A 21,032-nucleotide genomic window follows, 5' to 3' on the forward strand; every position below is an offset into this window, starting at 1 on the left:
TCTGAATTCAACTGATGGCATGGGCCGGATTTGTCCTTTGGGCGGTCCGCCGATGCCAGCGGTCGTTCTTTTGAGGAGCAAGGCGAATGGCAAATGAGAAAATCAATCTTCGAAAAGCACGAGAACTAGGCGCGCCGGATGTAACGGAACTCATCGCAACCGTGCCTTACCTGAGGCGCTTGTTGTCGAAGCGGCAAGTTGCTCAGCTTCAAAGGGTTATCGACGCGGAATTCCTGAACCCGGTCTATGTGAAGGAATTCAAGAAAGCGATCGAGGCGTCGGTGATCGGACGCGGGGGGAACCTGGTTGCCTACGACCCGAAGAAGAAACGCCGGGCTTATCGGATCTTGGACAAGCGGATAAAGGTTTCGGAGCGGGATGCCTTTGTCCGCCTCGATCACAAGAAAATGCTGACTGCGGACGCTCTGACGCCGCGGACCAACAATCCCGATGAGGCGGACTATCTTTTGAGAGTGCGCAATATATTGAACACCAAAGGTGTCTGGCTGAGGCTACGAAGACCCTTTGATACACGGAGGCGGGATCCGACGGTCTGGGAATTCTGGTTTTCGCTTGGGATCAAAGGCGATCTCATCGAGACAAAGGACGCGATGATTGATCGAGACGAGCTTCTTGACGTCACCATGCTTGGAGCCGGCTATTACCGGTCCGTTCTGACGGGGCCGGTGCAAACCAAGCTGAAGCGCGCGGCCGATCGCATAAACGTTTTTTATGAAAACACCTGGGACAAACATCAGGAACTCGCGCGCAATCGGCGCGAACAACCCATCGCGGCCTTTGCAGCGGATTTCATTGGTGGCGGAAACCTCCCAAACCAATCAATCTGGAATTTTCCGAGGAAATACCAGGAAAAATATCGAGATGCCCTGATCAGCGGCGATGTCATCAAGGCGCAGACCTGCATGCTGGTGACCTTGTGTCTGATCGAGCAGAACGCCCGCCTTCTGGCAGACTATCTCTCCAGAACCATCGACGGCGCTGAACAGGCGCTTGCTGTGTTCCAGGTCGTTGAGAAGATTGTGGAAGCATTCGAAATCGTGGCGTGCATCACCGGCGTCGGCCTGGGCTATAATTTCGCAAAAACGGCAGGAAAGAAGCTTGCCAAAAGAAGGGCGACGCAGAGTGCCCGAAAGGAGTCGCTTATCGACCGACTGGCGACCATCGAAACCAAAAAAAGGCAGCGGGATCCTACCGCGCTTATGACCGATGCCGAACTTGCGGAGGTTAGGGCGCTTCTGCAGCCGAACTCAAACACGCTCGGCACCATGAAGGCCGGTCACAGCTCCGGACATGGTCGCGGGTTTCACTCCTATCCTTGAGGTGTGGCGAGCGAAGACGGGGCTGTACCGCACACGGTCACCCGGATACAAGGCATGAGTGCGGACTACCCCGCACGAGCAAGAACGGCATAATCCGAGTGTCGCCGGTATGGAATCGTTACCCGCTGCACAAAAACAACTAATCGGACGCTGACAGGAACCGTCCGGAGGCAATAGGGAATGATCGAAACACTGGGGATCGTTGGTTATGGGCAGTTCGGTGCTTTCCTAGAAGAGGTTGCCAACCGGTTTGCGCCCGGGGTCCGCGTCCTCGTTCACTCCAGACGCGCGGAGCCCGATGGTAGCCGATTCTTTTCACTGGACGACGTTTGCAAGAGCGACGTCGTAATCATTGCGACCGCGATCGGTCAGTTCGTCGACACCCTGGATACGGTCATCCCCAGGCTGGGTGAGCGCAGCGTGCTGGTGGATGTGGCAACTGTGAAAATGCACACGGTCGAGCAACTGAAAACACATTCGGCCCGATCCGTGCGCCCGCTGCGTTTCATTGCAACGCATCCGATGTTCGGCCCCCACAGCTATTCGAAGATCGGCCAGAGCCTGGAAGGACTGCGTATCGTCCTGACCGATCACTCGCTTGAACCGGCCGCTTACGATGCCGTGAAGTCCGCACTGAAATCGGTCGGACTGGTCGTTCTGGAAATGTCGGCCAATCAGCACGACCGGGCTTTGGCGGAAACCCTTTTCCTGACGCACTACATTGGCCAGGTTGTCACGCATGGCGACTTTCTGCGCACGGAAATTGACACGCTGTCCTTCGGCTTTCTGATGGATGCGGTCGAAAGCGTGCGCGAGGACGGAGACCTGTTCCGGGACGTTTACCGTTTCAACCCGCACTGCCGTGCGGTCGTGAACCGTTTCGAGACGGCTGAAACCAAAGTGGCTCGAATGCTGGAAGCGTTTGAGGCGGACGACTGACCCCTTCGCCCAAGTGTGCATGCGCGCCGCGCGTCTGACTTTGCTGGCGAAGGTGATCCGCCAGACGAGCTGAAGATCGCCGTTATCCCGACAATTGCTTTAAGTTTCGCCGCAGTTTCATACGCAACGGGCTGCTGCGCGAACCGAAAGGACGACGAGCCGTTTCTGTTTCGCCGCAACGCTCTGCGGAAAGTTCGGCACCAAGTCTTTTTTGAGAGTGTGGGCTGGATCGCCGATTTAGCGAAAATTTGACGTTTGGACCAGAGCCCGGCTGGCACTTGTGACGCAGGCAAAACGGTCCCTGGCCAATCCTTCTCCTGTCAACGCAATTGGAGAAGCGACATGAAGCAACTCGCAAAAACCCTGCCGCAGATGAGCGGCGACCTCTTTGTCACGGACGGTGGCATCGAAACGACGCTGATTTTCGATTACGGGATCGACCTGCCGCTGTTCGCTGCTTTCCCGTTGCTGGCCACGGAAGAAGGACAAGACGCGCTCCGCCGGTATTACCGGAGCCATGCATCTGTTGCAGCGGTGCACGGAACCGGCTTCGTCTTTGAAAGTGCCACCTGGCGGGCAAACCCCGACTGGGCTCGAAAACTGGACGTCAGCCAGGACGACCTGGTTGCGCTGAACCGCCGCGCGATCACCCTGATGGATGATTTGCGAGGTGAGTTCCCGGAATTGCGGAGTGTGCTGTCCGGATGCATTGGCCCGCGCGGCGACGGTTACGTCCCGGGGGAGCTTATGCTGCCGGAGGAGGCGGAAGCCTATCACGCCGTACAGATCGGTGCCTTTGCCTCCACAAGCGCCGATCTGGTGACCGCGATTACAATCAACAACACTCCGGAAGCGATCGGGATCGTCCGGGCGGCACAGGGACACGGCTTACCGGTCGTGATCTCGTTCACGGTTGAAACGGACGGGCGTCTGCCGACAGGTCAACCTCTTGGCGCGGCAATCAATGAAGTTGATGCAAGGACCGACTATGGACCGGCTTACTTCATGCTGAACTGTGCCCACCCGGATCACTTCATCGAAACGTTGCGCGCAGGCGGAGACTGGCGAAACCGGATCTGCGGGATCCGCGCCAACGCGTCGCGCCTCAGCCATGCTGAACTCGACGAAGCCGAAGAGCTTGACGACGGAAGTCCGGTCGAGACCGGGCGTGACTACGCCGAACTCAAGGCCTTCATGCCGCAACTCGTTGTGCTTGGCGGATGCTGCGGCACGGATCACAGGCATATCGAGCAGGTGTGTCTGGCGACGAAGAACAGCCTGGAACCCAGGGTTCGACACACGCGAACCGAACCGGCCTGACACCTCGGGAGAAGTTCAATGAAACGTCCAAGTTGGTCCCTTGCCGGACCACTCGCTCTGGCGATTGCATTCGCCTCTGGCCTTGCTTTCGCATTCGATTTCGAAAAACCCCAAGACGGCGGCTGCCTGCGTTCACTGAGCCATTCGGACGATGTGTTCGTGGCGGAAACAACGTCTGGAACGAGGGTCTCCGGCAAGTTGCCGGGCCAGATCGTCATCTATCTCCCGTCGCCCGGGAAGTCGAAGAAAAGTCCATATTTTTCAGTCGACAAACGCCATCGCCCCGCCTGGTGGCGGTCTGCCGGAAAGGGTCAAAAGGGTGACCGGGAGACACCGGCGACCCGTGCCCACCAGTGAAGGAGTGACCTGATGTTCTGTCTGAACACGAAAACATTTCTGGTTTCCACCACGGCGCTTTTGGCGATCGTAGCCGCTGAGGCCGGCGAGTTGCCAACGCCGCTGAAAGATACCGACTATCTTAACAACGGAGCCCATGACGCAGCCGTGGTGGAACTTGGCCGGATGCTGTTTTTCGACCCGGTCCTGTCAGGCAACCGCAACATCTCGTGCGGCACCTGCCACGATCCGAGCCGGGGGACGGGTGATGATCTGGCGCTGTCGATCGGCGAGGGTGGCAAGGGGTTCGGACCCGAACGCCGGACGAGCTCCGCCGGCGTCACCGGCCGCGTGCCGCGAAATGCGCAGCCGCTCTACAACATCGGCGCGCGCTCCTACAGGGCCTTCTTTCACGATGGCCGCCTTGAACCCGATCCGGACGGTGTTTTTAAAAGTGGGTTCTGGAGCCCGGCGCGCGAACATCTGCCGGACGGCCTCGACAGCCCGCTTGCGGCCCAGGCGATGTTTCCCGTTCTTTCGCCTGTCGAAATGGCAGGACAAAAGGGTGAGAACCCCGTGGCAACCGCCGTCGCGGAGGACCGGCCGGCCGATGCGTGGGAGCTTTTGGCGCAGCGACTCGCCGAGATTGGCGAATATCGTGAGATGTTTCACGACGCCTTCGGTTCCGGCGAGATCACATTCGTACAGGCGGCAAACGCACTTGCGGCCTTTCAGGCGGTTGCTTTCCGATCAAACGGCAGCCCGTTTGAACAGACCCTGCGCGACGGTGACTTTGCCAGGTTGAGCAGGGATGTCTGGTCCGGTATCGAACTCTTCTATGGCCGGGCGGGCTGCGATGACTGCCATTCAGGCCCGCTCATGACCGACCACGGCTTTCACGCGATCGCGATGCCGCAAACCGGTCCGGGAAAGGGTCACGGCAGTGACACAAGCTACTGGCGCGCAAGCGGTTTCATGGACCGGCTAGAGGATGAGGGGCGCTTTCGCGTCACCTTTGAAAAGGAAGACCTTTTCGCCTTCCGGACGCCATCTCTCTTGAATGTTGCGCTGACGGGACCGTGGGGCCATTCGGGCGCTTATGACACTCTGGAAGCTGTTGTCCGCCATCATCTCGACCCGGAAACCTCACTTCATACGTATGGCTCGTCAGAGCTGCCGGAGCTGGGTGACGTCATCGAGCAGACCGGCAAGGGGTCACAGCTGATCTTCAGGCCGCTCAATCCGGCCCGCCGGAACGCTTTCGATCGTCGCGACACCTGGGTTCAGTCCAACGACCGCCTCAGAAACCGTATCGCCGGCGCAAACGATCTTGGAATCGTCGATCTCAGTGACAGGGAGGTCGCCCAATTGGTCGCCTTTCTGGAAAGCCTGACCGATCCGGCCATGCGGGAGCGAAGCGATCTGGTTCCGGCTCGGGTTCCGTCCGGTTTGACACCGCAACCCCCGCCCAACCACGGCCAATAACGAAACCCTCGAAACACTGTTCCGGTGCTCCGTGCAGGAACACCGGACCTTGTCCGGCCCGCGAAAATGCAGGCCACCACGCCCCGGACACAAAGGTTCGTCCGGGCGCCCAAACCAAACCTGAAAGGAAATCACATGAGACGTACACTTTTGGCAATGTCACTTGCCCTTTCAACCGTGCTGCCCTCGGCGGCCGACGATGCCGTTCAAATGGTCTCGGCCGATGCCGGATATGACATGGACGAAGGCATGACGCTGGCCTTCATTTTCCACATCGATGAAAAACTGGCCGAGCAGGATGTATTCTTCGAGAAGGTTGCCGGATCGGGCGAAGTTTTTCGTCCCACCGGTGCAACGCGCGACATGGATGCGCCCCTTTACGCGCCTGCTGATGCCGTTCCGCACACGCCCCTTCAGACCGAGAACACGGGTCCCTGGCCTAAGGGCAAGAAACTCGGCATCACACTGGGTGAGTGGTTCGAGGCCAAGGGAACCGGACACTACACCTGTGCGAACGGCAGGGGCGTTGTGAATCTCAATTTTGAAAACCTTGTCCCGAACGGCCTCTACACCGTCTGGCATGATTTTGCGATCTGGCCGCCGACCGAGCCTTTTCTCGGGTTTTACGACACGCCGCTCGGGTCCAGGGACGGGACCGAGAATGTCTTCACGGCCGACGAAAACGGGAATGCAAAATTCTTTCGAGTCATCACACCCTGTCTCCAGTTGACCGGCGAGCAGCTGATCTCCGAATTGGCGATCGCCTGGCACAGCGACGGCAAAACACACGGCCCGATGACGGGGGAATTCTCCACTCAGACCCACGTGCACATGTATGTTCCGCTGCCCAAGCGGACGGGTCTTTGAACCTTGCGGGACTGGTCCGGCGCGCATGATCGGATCTATTCTGACCAAGAGAGCGGCCGTTTCTTTAGCGGCCGCGACGCCCCAGGGAGGGTTTGATGAATTACAAATTACGCCACGCCGAACCCGTGGACGCACCTCAGCTGCACGCAATTTTGACGAGCCCTCACGTTGTCCTCGGGTCGATGCGGTTGCCCTATATGCGGCTCAAGAACACTGAAGACCGGTTGGCCGCCGATCCGAACCTGGTGCAGATCGTTGCAGAGAGCGATGGGGAGGTCATTGGTTTCGCGGAGCTTGTCCTGCATCAAAACATCCCGCGTGCGGCCCATGCGGCAGAGCTCAACATGGTCGTGACCCACGGCGAGCGGCAAGGACAGGGCATTGCCCGCGCCATGATCGAAGAGGTGATCCGGCTGTGTGACGGTTTTTACCGGATCAGGCGCTTAAGCCTGATTGTCTGGGTGGACAACACGCGCGCCATCGAACTCTACCGCCAACTCGGCTTTGAAGAGGAAGGCCGCTTGCGCGACTATGTTCGGACCGAGGAAGGCTACTGCGATGCCCTGCAGATGGCACGGATTGCGTCCAAATGACTTTGTCCGCGGACGCACGACATCGCCTTTCACACATCCGCCCCAAAGGCTTCGTGGCTCACCGTGGTTGGTGTTCCATCGCGGGAAAACCCTCTCCCAGGTCCCAGAACAGACCCGTCATCATCTGAAGGCCCTCCTTCATCAGGTGCGGCAGGACGTGTTCGTCCGGAGCATGTTGTGAGCAGCCGGTATAGCTGTGCGGAACCCAGATCGTCGGCATGCCGATGATGTTGAGAAAGATGTCATTCGGCAACGAGCCGCCGGCATTGGGGATGATCGTGACCGCTTTGCCCGTGGTCTTCTCGATCGATCTGACTGCCCAATCGACCGCAGGATGTTCAGGGTCGAGGCGCGAGGCGCGCAGCATCGACATGCGGGCCGGTTCGACCGTAATGCCGCTGAAACCCTCGTCTTCAAGATGCTGGCGGATCAGCGGCAGGAAAGTATCGGGATCGGTGTCGACCACAAACCGGATCTGACAGATGGCCTCCGCGAAGGGCGGGACCGCGTTCTGCGGTCTCTCGGGGTCGCCGGTAATGAAGGACAACACCTCGAAGGTGTTCCAGCCGAAGACCTTTTCAGCCCCGCTCAGGCCCGGCTCACCCCACCAGGGGTCGATGTCCGGATCGTCCGCGCCGGACGTGACCGTGACCTTGGCAAGGGCATCGCGCACTGACGGTTTGATGCTGTCTGGCTTGAGACCCGGATGCAGGATTTCGCCGGTCCGGCTTACAAGCGTCGTGAGCGCGTGCATGAGCACGATTGCCGGATTGGCCAGCAAACCGCCCCAGTTGCCGGAATGGTGGCCGCCCTCACGGTAGTCCAGCCGGAAGCGAAGGTTCAACCCGCCGCGCGTGCCGAGTTTTATGTCCGGTCCGTCGGTCGAAAAACGTGGACCGTCCGAGGCGATCAGCAGGTCTGCTGCGAGCATTTCGCGGTTTTCGCGGCAGAACTCGGCAAGCCCGGGAGACCCCATCTCTTCGGCAGTTTCGATCAGGAACGTGACGTTGTAGCCAAGGCTGCCCCGCGCTTCGAGGACATGGCGCATGGCTTCCATGTTGATGGCATGCTGCGCCTTGTTGTCCGCAGTCCCCCGGCCGTACCAGCGTTCGCCGCTTGGTGTCTGGGCGACCGAAAGGATCCAAGGATCGCGCCCGTCGCTCCATCTGCCGTCCTCGCCGGGGACGGTGTCGCCATGACCATAGCAAAAGAGAGTGGGCAGGGCAGGATCCTCGACCCGCTTGGCCACCAGGAAGGGTGCCCGTTCGAGCAGTTGATTGGGGTGCAGGTCGACGGAGAACCCCGTCGCTTCGAAGCGTGACCGCATCAGTTCGTCCAGATAGCGCCGCAGCTCTTTCTGGTACTGTTCCTCGCGGCTGGATGTCCGGACCGCAACCCGCTCAGCCAATTCGGTCCGGAATTCCCCAGCGTCGTAATACCTGGTGACAGCTTTGATAGCCGCCTCACGCGTCGCCATAATCGATTTGCCTCCGGAACACTCTTGTTTTCGTATTGTCTTTTCGGAAGAGAAAACTAGCAGTTTCGGGCGTTTGGCCAAGGGGGGCTTCGCGCGACAGCCTTTGGGTACAGGTTTGCCGCATTCATTCTGAGATTATTACCCGACTAACTTAAAGTTCGTACGTTTCTGCCCTAAGGGTCGGTTCGATAATGCCGTAGGGGTAAAGGCTTAAGCCTAAGATCATGGATAGGAAATTTTCCAATTAAACAAGCGGATTGCTGCGAAGAATCGAACGTTGCAGCTGCGTCACTCTTCAACTCTGGCGATATTCAACTTGAAGTTTATCTGCGGGCTCGGCATACTAGTTTGCGATCGGGGGGTCGAATGGCGAGTGATAGTCTCAATTTCGCGACGCTTTCAATGGAGGGAAATCCGTCCATTGCCACCGATTGCTTCGCGGAAAAGCGCTTGCCCAAGGGATTTCTTCAAGGAACTCATCGCACGCATAGTCCCGAACATCTCCTGTCTGCACTGCAGGGTGATCTGAAGCAATTCGGAATTACGAGGGTCAGCAGATTGACGGGGCTCGACCGGATCGGCGTCGAAGTCTTCGCAGCCGTTCGGCCGAATGCACGCGGGCTCTCGGTGGCGCAAGGTAAAGGATGTACACGGGAAGCTGCAGAACTGTCTGGCATCATGGAAGCGATAGAGCTCTCGCATGCTGAGAACCCTTGCGTACCCCTTACATTCGGGACACGCGACCGGACGCCATTCGCTCTGGATCGAGCCGTGCTGGACAGTCTTTTGGGGCGCCCGCTTGGCGATGCGTCTATTTTTTGGAGCACCGGTACCAATCTGAGTTCCGGTGAGCCTGTCGCCGTTCCTTTCGATCTCGTGCACACTTGCTTCACGGACGATGCTCATGTGCGCGGCGTAAAATTTCCCGTTTCGACAAATGGACTTGCTTCTGGAGCCAGCAGGACCGAAGCACTGATCCACGCGCTTTGCGAAGTCGTCGAGCGGCACGACACGGCCATGCTGGCAAGATCCTTTCCCGAGGAACGCACTGCACGCATTCTGGATCTGGAGAGCGTGGATGATCCAGTAGCGGCGCGCCTACTTGAACAGTTCAAAAATGCGGATATTGCGGTGCGTGTTTGGGACGCGACGGGCGCGATAGGTATTGCAAGTTGTGTCGCAGCCATTGCCGATCTGCGCGACGCTGCAATTCCGCCCGGGTTCGGAGCCGGCTGCCATGCGAGCCGGTCCGTCGCCCTCTGTCGCGCGCTGACCGAGGCCGCGCAAGCGCGGCTGACGCGGATTTCAGGCGCCCGTGACGACCTTCAGGTCTCGCAATTCGGCAAGGCGGAGGGCATCAGGGCACGCTGGCTGACGGAGCCGGTTGAAGCCCGGCAAAGGTCTTTCGCGGAGCTTCCCGATCTCTCGACAGATCGGCTGGACAGCGATCTCCAGATGCTCGTTACCGCCGTCGACGAAGCTGGTCATCGACCCGTTGTCGGTGTCGATCTTTCCGATGATCCGAGTTTCTCGGTGGTCCGAGTCATTGTCCCAGGGCTCCTTGGCTACGAGGTTGCGCAATGAAGGTTGTGTTGTTCATCGGGCCAAGTCTGCCGGAGGAAATACAACTGCCCGATGGCGTCGAACTGCGTCCGCCCGCAGCGGCCGGAGATGTTTTTAGGGCCGTGCGCCGCGGTGCGAACCTCATCGCGCTCGTCGATGCCCGGTTCCAGGACTTCCAGACCGTGCAGCACAAGGAAATACTCTATGCGCTGGAGCAGGGTGTTCACGTTTGGGGTGCAGCCAGCATGGGGGCTCTTCGTGCCGTAGAGTGCGACACATTCGGCATGCTGGGATTCGGCAAAATTTATCGGGACTACAGAGATGGCGTTCTCGTCGATGACCACGAAGTCGCCGTACAGCACGGGCCTGAGGAACTCGGATACCCGGCGCTGAACGAGCCCTTGGTCAATGTTCGCGCAACCTTGAGCGCTGCAGAAAACGCGGATCGCATATCCTCAAAAGAAATCACCGATGTCCTTAAGGTAGCTGCGAAGATCCCTTACACAAAGCTCACGTGGCCGGTGCTTTGCGATGCTGTGGAGCCAGCAACGCTCGCACTCAGGTTGCGGGAGATTTCTGAGCAAAAAGTGGATGCGAAGAAATCCGATGCGGCTGAACTCATAAATGCGCTGGGCGATGCGCTGACCTCCGGCTTGTCACCTTTCCAGCCCACCTTTGACCTGCAACGGACACATCATTGGAAAGCGCTCGAAGCACGCTACAGCACTGCTGAAGACGGATTGAGCGAAATTGAACAAGCCGTTCTGGATGAGTTGCGGCTTGACCCGGTTCGCTATCGCAACCGGCTCTTGCGTGCATTTGCGCGCCGTGCATCGATGGTTCAGCGCCCCGAAGCAGATCTGCAACTGATCGAAGGGCTGCGTACCGATCTCGGTCTCGGCACAGCCTCCGCTTTCCATGAATGGCTGACAGCAAATGAAACGACCGAAGCGGAGCTTGGAGCGTTTCTTTCGTCAGACGAGGCGCTTGAAGAGGCGCTGGACAGGACGGCGCATGAACTTGCGCCGGCACTGCTGGACGAACTCAGAGCGGACAATCTTTTTGAGGACTATCTGGCCCGCGCCGAGGCCAAGGCGGAACTTCTCGGCGACCGGCGAATGGCTGTCCCGGCAGCTTTCGCAGATTTCGACTTGCGCGACCTTCTCGATTGGTTCTGCCAGTCCCGCAGATTGGCCTTGCCGACAGACGATGCCGATGACCTGGCTCGAAGCCTTGGTCTTTCCGACCGGACCGCGTTGCACCGGCTCCTGAGACGTGAGTTTGAGCGCGTGCGTGCCCGGGAGGATGCGGCATGAGACCGGGTCGCGGACAAAGGGGCGGCACACGCTTTCGTCTTTATACGCATCCACCGCTTGATGGTAAGCCGGGACGGCTGGTGACCGTCAGGGTCTCGAGTCCTGTAGGCAGTCTTGGTCCGGGGCCGTCCGATCACCGGATGTATGCAATCAATCCGATCGGCAAGGAAATGCCCTACGGCCTGATCCCAGGCCCGATCGGAGACACACTCTATCTGCCGCCTTGGGATGGACCTGTTGTGCCACCACCGAGCCCGGGGCCTGACGGGCACTTCGATCATATCGCGCCAGACGACCCCGCTTTCGAAGCCGTGCATTTGTTCGGTGCCGTGCGCTTTACGTTAGATGTCTGGGAGTCGTATCTCGGCGAGGAAATTCCCTGGCATTTCCAGACTGACTACGAGCGCCTTGAATTGTCGATGATCGAAACCTGGGCAAACGCTCATATGGGGTACGGCTACCTGGAAACGGGGGCACGGGCCGATCAGACTGGGCAACTGATACCTTACGCGCTGAATTTCGATATCATCGCGCACGAGATCGGCCACGCCATTTTGGTCGCCATGACCGGCCCGTTCGTCCCGGGAACGGTTCCGGAAGCCTTCGAGGCCTTTCACGAAATGTCTTCCGACTGGGTGGCGCTGATCGCGTCACTGCATTTTGACAGCGTCATCGATGAGCTTCTTGAAAACACCAGCGGCAATCTCGACACGTTCAACCGGTTCAGCCGGTTCGGTGAGGTCTCGTCCTCGGCGCAAATCCGTCTCGCCAACAACAACCGGACCCTGGATGAATTCACCGACGGCTGGGAAAACGAACACCAGCTGGCCCAGCCTCTGATCGGAGCCTTTTTTGACATCTTCGTTGACGTCTATCACGAGATCCTACTCGATATGGGCGCCGTGCCGCCTGCATTGGAAGAGCTTGCCGACCGCGCCGAACGCGACGCCGGTCTCCGACCACATGTCCAGCGTGGCTTCGACCGTGCCTACGAACGGGCGCCCGACGCCTTCAGGGAAGCGTTGATTGAGGTCCGTGACCTCTCGGCCGAATACCTGATTGGAATCTGGGAACGTATCGAAAAGGAAACCTTCAACTTCGAAGACGTCCGCCGGATCGCGATCAGTATCGATCGGGAGCAGACAGGTGGAAGACTTCTACGGCTCCTCGACAACAGTTTTGGGTTTCGCAGGATCGGGCAGAGCCGGGTCGGCAGGAGGCTGCGGCCACCCGATGAAAACAGTCATGCGTATTCGGCGAGGATGTTGGTGCCAGTGCCTGCAGATTGACCTGACACGCAAGAACAATTCACTGCACTCAAAAACACATTGTATGGAGGTATCAAATGGACGAACTAGATCCTTATTCGGGCGAATTCGACACCCTGGCGAGTGACAGTAGCATCCGATTGTTTGGTCGGCTTATGTGGGACATTCAACTTCGTGAACGACGGGAAAGAATCAAGCCATATGGCGATCAAGTGCCAGGCGACCCAATACCAACGAGGGAGAGCGCCAATGATTTTCTGGTGAAGCAATTGAGTCGTGGCGACGCCAGACTTGCGCGGATCATGGCATTTTCCTACCAAAACGAGATTTTTGACCTCGCGCGTCCAGCGATATTTCTCGTGCACGGTAAAGGCTCACCGGTGGAATTCGTCAAAGAAGGTGCGCAAGGAAAAGAAAACCCATTTTTGCGTCGTATGCCTCCATACACAGACCGCTCCGGGGTCGTGATTCAAGGAGGGTCTTTCGGTCCAAACATAAAAGTCTGGCTCTACGATCGGGCCGATTTCACAGTTCGTCTGGACAGTGATACCGGAACTTTCGAGCGTGTTTTGCTCGAGGCTGAACTTGGCTGCATTGGTTCCGGTTCGATGGGAGCGGGTGATGGCGACGATGTCCCACCACCACCGCGTCGTCGTCGTCGATGGCGGGGTTCGAGTGACTAAGGATAATCGTCAAATTACTTGGAAGAACTATCTAAGATTTAAGTATTTCCATTCGAGACAGTAACTCCTCTAACGTGAATTCACACAATCTAGCGAGGAACATAATCATGGGATTTATCATTGCTATCGCAACGCTCGAGGAAAAAGACTACTGTGAAGGACATAAGTACAAAAAGAAGAAACGTGTAGTAGGAAACATGAAGGTTCGCTTCAAGCTTTCAAGAGATAATAACGAAGACTTTCCAGAAGTTTATGTCAAGGTTCTCAAAAGAGATGACGACGATCTCGATCCTGACGAGATTCTTCCCTTTGGATTTTTCGAACTTATTCCGCCTAAGGACCTTGATACTACAGTGACATTCAAAGGCGAGCTTATAGCAAATGGCGAAGATGTTGAATTCGGCGAGAAGTTTTTCGAAATCTACAGCGACGCTGGTTTCACAAACCTAATAGCACAATCATGGAAACAAAAGGATGGTAAGTACATTATCGCAAACTCAGAAGTAAAGTTTGAGCTCGTAGAGGCCTGCCCATAACTAAAGCCCCGCCCGCTCTAGTCCCTCGACGAAAATTTCTGTGTCGGCGGGGTCGCGGTCGGGGACAATATGTGCCCAAGCGCGGGCCGAGAAACCCGGATACTTCTTGCGCAAAACCTCGGCCCAGTGTTTGGCGTCTTCCATGCGTCCGAGGTAAGCCGAGCTCGCAGTCAACACGCGCAATGCCTGCGTCGGGTCCGTCATTTCCATAACCGTTGCGATCGCGGCTTCAAAATCGCGATTAACCAGATGAGTGTGAGCTAGGTCACGGCGGTAACGATCCGCATGTAGCGGGTTAAGCCGAATAGCACGGTCGAAGAGCCGTATCGCTTTTTTCTTTTCGCCCGCGTGCTTCAGAGAGTCTGCATATTCGCCAATGATGTCGGCGTCCGAAGGGTTGAGTTCCAAGGCACGCTTATACGCAGCGAGTGAACGATCATGCTCTCGGCGGTAGAGAGCAACCGATCCGACTTCTGCCTGCCCCCTGGCGTCAGAACCATCGATTACTGTCGCTTTCACCGCTGCGTCGTGGGCTTCCTTGAAGCTCTTTTTGGGGTCTTTGCTCCAACTGTATTTCCAGTCCAAATGGTGCGCGCGTGAGAGCACTGCATAAGAACGCGCATAATCCGGGCTGATATTGATTGCCTTACCTATGAGTTGCTTACCGGCTTCGCAGGTATCTCGCTCGTTCAGAAAAATCTCGGAGCTTGCCCTTAACTGCAGCGCATAGGCATCGAGGGAGTCAGGATTGCGGGCCCGTGCAAGCCAGCGTTCTGCCTCTTCGATCTGGACGGCCATCGAAGCGGCTGCGCATTCGGCAATTTCCTCCTGGATATCAAAAATGTCGTCGAAGACACGGTCATAGCTCTCGGTCCAGATGGCCTTGTTCTGTTCCGCGTCATAAAGGTGAACCTTGACGCGCATCCGGCGCTCTGTGAGCTGTACTCTGCCATCCACCGTGTAGCGCACCTTGAGCCGTTGCATGAGCTCTGTCGATTGCGCGGCAATCCCGAGCGCCGACGAACTCGGCGCGATGACGTCAAGTCCCCGAAATCGCGTCAGAAAACCGATAACCTCTGCGGCAAATCCATCCGCAAGCGCAGCCAGGTCTTCGCGCGCGCTGAGACAAGTGAACGGCATCACTGCCACCGATGGTCGTGCAGCTTCGCTGATCGGACTCTCGCCGCCATTCTCTGTCGGCATCAATATCGGTGCGGCTCCGTCACCGAGGCCGGCAACGCGGAAAACCTCAAGGTCCGCGCCCATGTTTTTGAGTTCCGGGCGACCGAGTGACTCAAATTGAACCTCTGAAAGTCCACGAAGGGCATTGAAGACTGATTCCGAGGTGCAAATCCCTCCGGGCGGGGCGAGTGGCTCAAGCCGGGCTGCGACATTGACGCTGTCGCCGTGCAGTTGACCATCCGCCTCGACGGCATCGCCAGTATGAATTCCGATGCGGAAACGCACGTCTTGAAGGTCGGCCCGGTCGTGTTCGCGTTTCTGGATGTCGAGAGCACATAACATAGCCGCGCGTGCGCTGGGAAATGTTGCCAGAACGCTGTCGCCGGCGCCACCACGGCGCTCGCCGCCATGTTTCCTGATCAGTTCCGTAATCTCTCGCAGATGATGGCGAATGCTGCGAATGCCCAGCGTCTCGTTGCCGCGAATAAGTGCGCTATAACCCACCGCATCCGCATACAGGATAGCAGTCAAGACAGGGGTCATTTGAAACGCATCTCCAAACCGAAAAATGACTGAAATAAAATAAAAGCTACCACTAATACGCAGTTTTGACCAGAATAGTTTGTTGGAAAATAAGCATCGTGGCTTTTTACAGGAACAGGATAACGTAAAGTTTAATCAAACACTCGTGAGCCTTTTCACTGCTCAACAAATAATCAGTTCTGATAAAATTTATATTTACAATGGATTAACTGATTTATCAGCTGATGGCTGGGATCAAAATTATCTACTAAAGCGAGAGTGAATCGTGAGCTCTAATTCTTGGTTGTGGTCAAGCTGCGAAGTGAGAAAGACCCGCGTGGCATCATCGGTCACGCCGCGCGAGTCTCACGGCCGTTTGCCCGCGCCACAGGCGCTTTGAGGGCATGACCAGCATGATGTCGTCTTCCGGGGTCACGACGGGGGTTTCACCGTCATGCCCGATCAGGGTGCCTCGCTTTTCGATGATCTCACCGCCCAGGAACGATTGAGCGAAGGAGAATTGGTCTGATTTGATGGTGACAGCCTCAATGACGGTAAAGGCTGCCTGCCTGGGTGGAGTGTCTGAAAAATCTGTCAAGGCGTCAGGGTCAAGCGTACCAGCCGCGACAAGAAACCGGACGGCGGACTCCTTGGCAAGATCGCCTGCCGAGGCTTGCCAGTGCTGGCCACACTCGATCAAGAGAGCTGTTTTGGAACTTTCCGGATCGTCAAACGCAGCATAGTCGCGCATTCGACGGCCCGCTGCGTGACCGGCATCGCCGACCATTTTCTCCGGAACACCGACTTTGAAGGCAAGCGATTTGGCGCGCGGGTGGCGGCCTGTCAGCATCAGCGGCGGCGCAAGATGCTGCATGCTGTGAATGTCAAAAAGGTAATCGATGTCTGCAAGCGCCGGACGCACCTCTCTGGCACGGCGCAGCTCGACACTGTCGCGGTCGCCCTCAAGAGCTTCTATGTCCCAGACCCGATTGAAGTCTTCATCGATCCACCGTGTTGCGTTCGGATCCGACGGATCGAAGGCCTCATAGGCGTCTATGTTCATGAAGGCAAATGTCAGGGAGCCCTCGGCCGGCCGGGTCTCCCGTTTCAGCAGCCAGTCGAGCGCGATCGCCCCACAGGGCTCATTGCCGTGAACGATTGCGCTGAGCATGACGTTTGGACCTGGCTTGCCGCTGTCGAACCGCCAGATATAGGGAATTCCGGTGTTGCCGTTCCTGTAAGGCGACAGGTCGGGGGCTTTCAGTTCTACCGGGTATTCGTTCGGAATATTGATTTCGCTCACGAGGTCGTGCTCCTAATTCAAAGAAACGGCCGGAGATGGGAGGACGTGTGGTGAGTGGACCCAAAGTTGCGTTGCTGGGCATGATATTGGAATCGAACCGGTTCGCGCGACCGGCAGGCGAAGATGATTTCCGCTCGCTCACCTGGCTTGAGGGGGACGACTTGCTTGAAGAGGCCCGATCGCCGACGCCGGCCTTGGCCACCGAGTTCGCGGCCTTTGTCCGGGCCATGGATGCCACGGGCCCATGGCGGCCTGCGCCCTGCACACTGGCGGCGAGCCATCCGGCTGGGCCCGTGGAACGCGGCGTGTTCGAAGCGATAACCGCCAGCATTCAGCGCCGCCTCGAAGCGGACGGGCCCTTCGATGCGGTCTATGTCTGCAACCATGGCGCTATGGTTGCCGAGCACAGTCATGATCCGGACGGTGACCTGATGGCCGCTGTCCGGATGGCGGTCGGTCCGGAGCCTGTCATCGTCAGCACGCTTGACCTTCACGCGAACATTTCGCCGAGGATGGTCGAGGCCTGCGATCTGATTGTCGGATACCGGACCAACCCGCATGTCGACATGATCGAACGCGGCGAGGAAGCCGCGTTTTCGTTGAGGCGCTGCCTTGCTGATGGAAAGCGGCCGAAGACCGCGCTCAAGAGGCCGCCGATCGTTGCCGCCTCCGTCACGCTTTTGACGGCGGAAGCGCCCTATGGCGAGCTCATCGACTACGGGCAGCGGCGGCAGGCGGAGCTTGGCGGGGCGATTGTGAATGTCTCTGTGTTCGGCAATTTTGTCTTCTCCGATACGCCCGACAACGGACTGAGCATTGTTGTGACCGCGCGGGACGATCAGCATGCCGCGGACAACCTGGCGTCCGAAATTGCAGATCGGGCATGGTCGATGCGCAAGAAGTTCGTGCGAAACCTGACGTCTGTCGAAGAGGCGGTGAGCCTTGCAAACACCACGGAGCGAGCGCCGGTCATCTTCTCCGACGCTGGCGACAACCCGGGAGGCGGCGGCTCCGGGCGCACGACGGAATTGCTGGCAGCTCTCTATTCTGCGCGCGCCGAAAACGTCCTCTACGGATCGTTTTACGATCCCGACCTGGCGGCTGAAGCCCATGCGCAAGGTGTCGGCGCGCGTTTTACGGCCGTCTTCAATCGCAATGCCGGCAATGAGGTCTGGGAGAAATGGGACCGACCTTTTGAGGTTCCGGCAAAGGTGCTTGCGCTTCACGACGGCAATGTCATTGGAGAGCGCGGTATGACCAAGGGGCGTCAGCTTCACCTCGGGCCATGTGCCGCCCTCGATCTTGGTGGGATATGCGTCGTCGTCATATCCGACCGGACTCAGACGGCCGACCCGGTCTTCTTTCATATGCTCGGGCTGGACGTCGGCAAGGCGAGCTGCGTTGTCGTCAAGTCGCGCGGTCATTTCCGCGCCGGGTTCTCGCATTGGTTCACACCGGACAGGGTCTTTGAAATCGACACGGCCGGGCTGACGAGCCCGGTGCTCGAGCGCTGGCCTTTCAGATTCATACCGCGCCCTAGCTATCCGCTGGACAAGGACACAGTCTGGAGCGAAGCCGGTCATCGCTAGACAGTCTCCGAGTACTTGTCGGGCGGCGTGGTGTTCTTGACATATTCCATGAATTGCCGTGCGAATTCAGAAGGTTGGCGGCCCGAGGGCAGGACGAAACTGGTGTTGTAGGTAATGGGCGCGTCAAAGGGCCTGACCGAAATCTCGGCCATGCCGTTTGAAAGAACAGGGAAGGGGTTGAGCAACGTCACGCCAAGGCCCTCGCGAACCAGTTCAAGCGCAGCCATGTTGGTCGCAGTCTCAGCAACTGTGCGCGGGCGCACACCTGCCCGGGCAAACACCTGTTCGGTAATCGCCCGCGTTCCAAGACGCCGCAGAAATTCGATCAGTTCCACGTCTTCCAGGTCCGCCGGGGTGACAATTTCCTTCTTTTCAAGCGGGTGCCCGCTCGGCATGGCGCACACGACATGCGACCGCCTCCAGGGCTCAAGGGTAACGCCTGAGCGCTGGATCATGGCGCTGGTCAGGCCGAGGTCGTAGCGGAGGTCGAGGATGCCCGAGACCAGCACGTCCGTTGCCTGGATGTCCAGTTGCAGGCTTTTGCCCGGGTTCTGTTTCAAAAAGGCAGCCACCCGCGAAATCACGAAGTTATGCGCCAGTGTCGGAGGCACGATCAGCCGCAACGGTTCCTCATCCACCGCTGCCCATTCCGCGCCCTCGATCAGTGCGAGCGTTTCAAAAAGCGGATCGAGCTGTTCATTCAGCCTCAAGGCGGCAGCCGTCGGTTCAATCTTGCCGGAGCTGCGCAAAAACAGGTTTCGCCCGACCCGCTGCTCCAGTTGTCCGAGCGCCCGGCTGATCGAAGACTGGGAGACGCCCAGCCGGCGCGCCGCCCCGATTGTCGTCCCTGTTGTGACGAGGGCACGCAGCGCTTCCATTTCCCTCAGTCTGTGACGGTGCTCAGCCATGGATTGAATTTCCGATGCTTTGTGGCCGGGATTTCATGTTGAATTGACCTATGCAAAACTGGATTAACTTTGCTGTTGGCAATGAATTTTTTTGCAAGCTAACATCCTTTTCATTGTGCGGCAAAAGTCCGGAAAAAGGACATCGCACCTTCCGAGGGAGTTTCATTGTGATGAGAAAACTTACAGCCGCAGTCGTGGCTACTGTGAGCACACTCGCGTTGTTCAGCGGCGCGGCTTATGCAGAAAAGCTGACCATTGGCCTGGCGTCAGAGCCAACGTCAATGGATCCACATTTCCACAATCTCGGGCCGAACAATGCAATGTCGGTCCATTTGTTCGACCGGCTGATTGCGCAGGACGAGAAGCAACGCCTGTCCCCCGGGCTGGCCGTTTCCTGGGAGCCGATTGACGATCTGACCTGGGAATTCAAACTCCGGGAAGGCGTTAAGTTCCACGACGGCAGCGATTTCACCGCGGACGACGTTATCTGCACGATGGAGCGGGCACCGGATGTCCCGAACTCCCCATCTGGTTACGGAACCTACCTGAAGGGCAAGACCTTCAAGAAAATTGACGACTACACGGTGCACGCCATTACTGAGTCGCCTTATCCGCTGATGGCGAACGACATTTCCACGATCCCTGTCATCTCCGACAGCGCAGGGTGCGGCGCGGAGACCGAGGATTTCAATGCGGGTACGGCGGCGGTCGGCACAGGTCCGTTCAAGTTCTCCAACTACAAACCCGGTGAAAGCATCACGCTTGTGCGCAACGACGACTACTGGGGCGATGCTCCGGCGTGGAGCGAAGTGGAATTTCGTCCGATCAAATCCGGTCCGAGCCGGGTGGCAGCGTTGTTGGCTGGTGACGTGGACATGATTGCGGGTGTTCCCACCACGGATATCACCACGCTTGAATCCAAGGACGACATCCAGCTCAGCCAAGGCGTGTCGAACCGGGTCATCTACCTGCATATGGACCAGTTCCGGGAGGACTCGCCGTTTGTCCAGGGCAATGACGGCAGCGACATCAAGAACCCGTTGATGGATCAACGCGTTCGCCAGGCGATCTCCAAGGCGATCAATCGGGATGCCATTGTTGAAAGGGTGATGGAAGGCGTTGCCATTCCGGCCGGCCAGTTGTTGCCGGAGGGTTTCTTCGGTGTCTCGGATAAACTGGAGCCGGTTGCCTATGACCCGGAGGGCGCGAAGGCATTGCTGGCTGAAGCCGGCTATCCGGATGGCTTCCAGCTGACGATCCACGGCCCGAACGACCGCTACATCAACGATGCGAAGATTGCAGAAGCAATCGGTCAGATGCTGACAAGGGTCGGTATCAAGACGGCGGTTGAAACCATGCCGCGCTCCGTCTATTTCGGCCGCGCCTCGCGCGGAAGCCCGGACGGTCTGCCGGAATTCAGCTTTATCCTGGTCGGCTGGGGAGCCGGTTCCGGTGAAGCTTCGTCGCCGCTGAAATCGCTGATTCACACCTTTGACAAGGACAAGGGGTTTGGATCTTCAAACCGCGGTCGTCATTCCAGCGCCGAAATCGATGCCTTGATCGAGGAAGCATTGCGTACCGTGGATGACGAGAAGCGTCAGGATTTGCTGGCCGCGGCAACGGAGAAAGCGATCGAGAACGTCGCGATCATCCCAACCCATTTCCAGGTCAACACCTGGGCGGCCAAGAAGGGATTGAAATACATCCCCCGGACCGACGAATACACACTCGCAATGGGTGTCGTGAAGGAATAGTCGTCCTTTTCCGGGCCGCTGACGCCAGCGGCCCGGCCCCTCTTCAAGTCG

Annotated in this window: 18 protein-coding genes; 14 read left to right on the plus strand and 4 right to left on the minus strand. The window is 57.9% G+C overall.

Going from position 1 to position 21,032, the window contains the following annotated elements; translation table 11 throughout:
- Nucleotides 1-86 precede the first annotated feature (86 nt).
- From RBB47_RS04430 to RBB47_RS04460, 7 genes are all read left to right on the plus strand, one after another.
- Nucleotides 87-1,340: a hypothetical protein gene (locus RBB47_RS04430; RefSeq protein WP_305984534.1), complete on the plus strand. Its 1,254-nt coding sequence runs from the start codon at nt 87-89 to the stop codon at nt 1,338-1,340.
- Between the two features lie 180 nt (nt 1,341-1,520).
- Nucleotides 1,521-2,279 carry a prephenate dehydrogenase/arogenate dehydrogenase family protein gene (locus RBB47_RS04435; protein WP_305984535.1) on the plus strand — a complete coding sequence of 253 codons (759 nt, stop codon included), beginning with the start codon at nt 1,521-1,523 and terminating at the stop codon, nt 2,277-2,279.
- A 342-nt stretch (nt 2,280-2,621) separates the two neighbouring features.
- Nucleotides 2,622-3,599, plus strand: coding sequence for a homocysteine S-methyltransferase family protein (locus tag RBB47_RS04440; RefSeq protein WP_305984536.1), 978 nt, complete (start codon nt 2,622-2,624; stop codon nt 3,597-3,599).
- Nucleotides 3,600-3,617: 18 nt separating this feature from the next.
- Complete coding sequence (locus tag RBB47_RS04445; RefSeq protein WP_305984537.1) at nt 3,618-3,956, plus strand: hypothetical protein; 339 nt, start codon at nt 3,618-3,620, stop codon at nt 3,954-3,956.
- Nucleotides 3,957-3,968: 12 nt separating this feature from the next.
- Nucleotides 3,969-5,420, plus strand: coding sequence for a cytochrome-c peroxidase (locus tag RBB47_RS04450; protein WP_305984538.1), 1,452 nt, complete (start codon nt 3,969-3,971; stop codon nt 5,418-5,420).
- 135 nt (nt 5,421-5,555) lie between these two features.
- Nucleotides 5,556-6,287 (plus strand): hypothetical protein, encoded by a 732-nt coding sequence (locus RBB47_RS04455; RefSeq protein ID WP_305984539.1) that lies wholly within the window; start codon nt 5,556-5,558, stop codon nt 6,285-6,287.
- Nucleotides 6,288-6,382: 95 nt separating this feature from the next.
- Nucleotides 6,383-6,880 (plus strand): GNAT family N-acetyltransferase, encoded by a 498-nt coding sequence (locus RBB47_RS04460; RefSeq protein ID WP_305984540.1) that lies wholly within the window; start codon nt 6,383-6,385, stop codon nt 6,878-6,880.
- A 58-nt stretch (nt 6,881-6,938) separates the two neighbouring features.
- On the opposite strand, the gene RBB47_RS04465 is transcribed toward RBB47_RS04460, so the two are convergent.
- Nucleotides 6,939-8,357 carry a M20 family metallopeptidase gene (locus tag RBB47_RS04465; protein ID WP_305984541.1) on the minus strand — a complete coding sequence of 473 codons (1,419 nt, stop codon included), beginning with the start codon at nt 8,355-8,357 and terminating at the stop codon, nt 6,939-6,941.
- Between the two features lie 366 nt (nt 8,358-8,723).
- Between RBB47_RS04465 and RBB47_RS04470 the strand changes: the two genes are divergently transcribed.
- From RBB47_RS04470 to RBB47_RS04490, 5 genes are all read left to right on the plus strand, one after another.
- Nucleotides 8,724-9,941, plus strand: coding sequence for a YcaO-like family protein (locus RBB47_RS04470; RefSeq protein WP_305984542.1), 1,218 nt, complete (start codon nt 8,724-8,726; stop codon nt 9,939-9,941).
- Nucleotides 9,938-11,236: a TfuA-like protein gene (locus tag RBB47_RS04475; RefSeq protein WP_305984543.1), complete on the plus strand. Its 1,299-nt coding sequence runs from the start codon at nt 9,938-9,940 to the stop codon at nt 11,234-11,236. The genes RBB47_RS04470 and RBB47_RS04475 overlap by 4 nt, the downstream gene beginning before the upstream one ends.
- Nucleotides 11,233-12,525, plus strand: coding sequence for a hypothetical protein (locus RBB47_RS04480; RefSeq protein ID WP_305984544.1), 1,293 nt, complete (start codon nt 11,233-11,235; stop codon nt 12,523-12,525). Before RBB47_RS04475 ends, RBB47_RS04480 begins: the two co-directional genes overlap by 4 nt.
- Nucleotides 12,526-12,581: 56 nt before the next feature.
- Entirely contained in the window at nt 12,582-13,187 is a 606-nt protein-coding gene (locus RBB47_RS04485; RefSeq protein WP_305984545.1) for a hypothetical protein, read from the plus strand.
- A gap of 107 nt (nt 13,188-13,294) precedes the next feature.
- Entirely contained in the window at nt 13,295-13,723 is a 429-nt protein-coding gene (locus RBB47_RS04490; protein WP_305984546.1) for a hypothetical protein, read from the plus strand.
- Here the strand turns inward: RBB47_RS04490 and RBB47_RS04495 are convergent, their stop codons facing one another.
- Both RBB47_RS04495 and RBB47_RS04500 read right to left on the minus strand, forming a co-directional pair.
- A complete protein-coding gene (locus tag RBB47_RS04495; protein WP_305984547.1) occupies nt 13,724-15,448 on the minus strand; it encodes an adenylate/guanylate cyclase domain-containing protein in 1,725 nt (574 codons plus the stop codon).
- Between the two features lie 322 nt (nt 15,449-15,770).
- Nucleotides 15,771-16,730 (minus strand): succinylglutamate desuccinylase/aspartoacylase family protein, encoded by a 960-nt coding sequence (locus RBB47_RS04500; RefSeq protein ID WP_305984548.1) that lies wholly within the window; start codon nt 16,728-16,730, stop codon nt 15,771-15,773.
- Between the two features lie 50 nt (nt 16,731-16,780).
- On the opposite strand from RBB47_RS04500, the gene RBB47_RS04505 reads away from it, so the two are divergent.
- A complete protein-coding gene (locus tag RBB47_RS04505; protein WP_305984549.1) occupies nt 16,781-18,319 on the plus strand; it encodes a M81 family metallopeptidase in 1,539 nt (512 codons plus the stop codon).
- On the opposite strand, the gene RBB47_RS04510 is transcribed toward RBB47_RS04505, so the two are convergent.
- On the minus strand, nt 18,316-19,227 hold the full coding sequence (locus RBB47_RS04510; RefSeq protein WP_305984550.1) for a LysR family transcriptional regulator: 912 nt from the start codon (nt 19,225-19,227) through the stop codon (nt 18,316-18,318). The two genes, RBB47_RS04505 and RBB47_RS04510, sit on opposite strands and share 4 nt — an antisense overlap.
- Nucleotides 19,228-19,397: 170 nt before the next feature.
- Here RBB47_RS04510 and RBB47_RS04515 point away from each other — a divergent pair, with 170 nt between their 5' ends.
- Entirely contained in the window at nt 19,398-20,981 is a 1,584-nt protein-coding gene (locus RBB47_RS04515) for an ABC transporter substrate-binding protein (protein WP_305984551.1), read from the plus strand.
- The last annotated feature ends 51 nt before the right edge of the window (nt 20,982-21,032 follow it).

This window comes from Roseibium sp. MMSF_3544, assembly GCF_030732845.1.
Taxonomy (GTDB): domain Bacteria; phylum Pseudomonadota; class Alphaproteobacteria; order Rhizobiales; family Stappiaceae; genus Roseibium.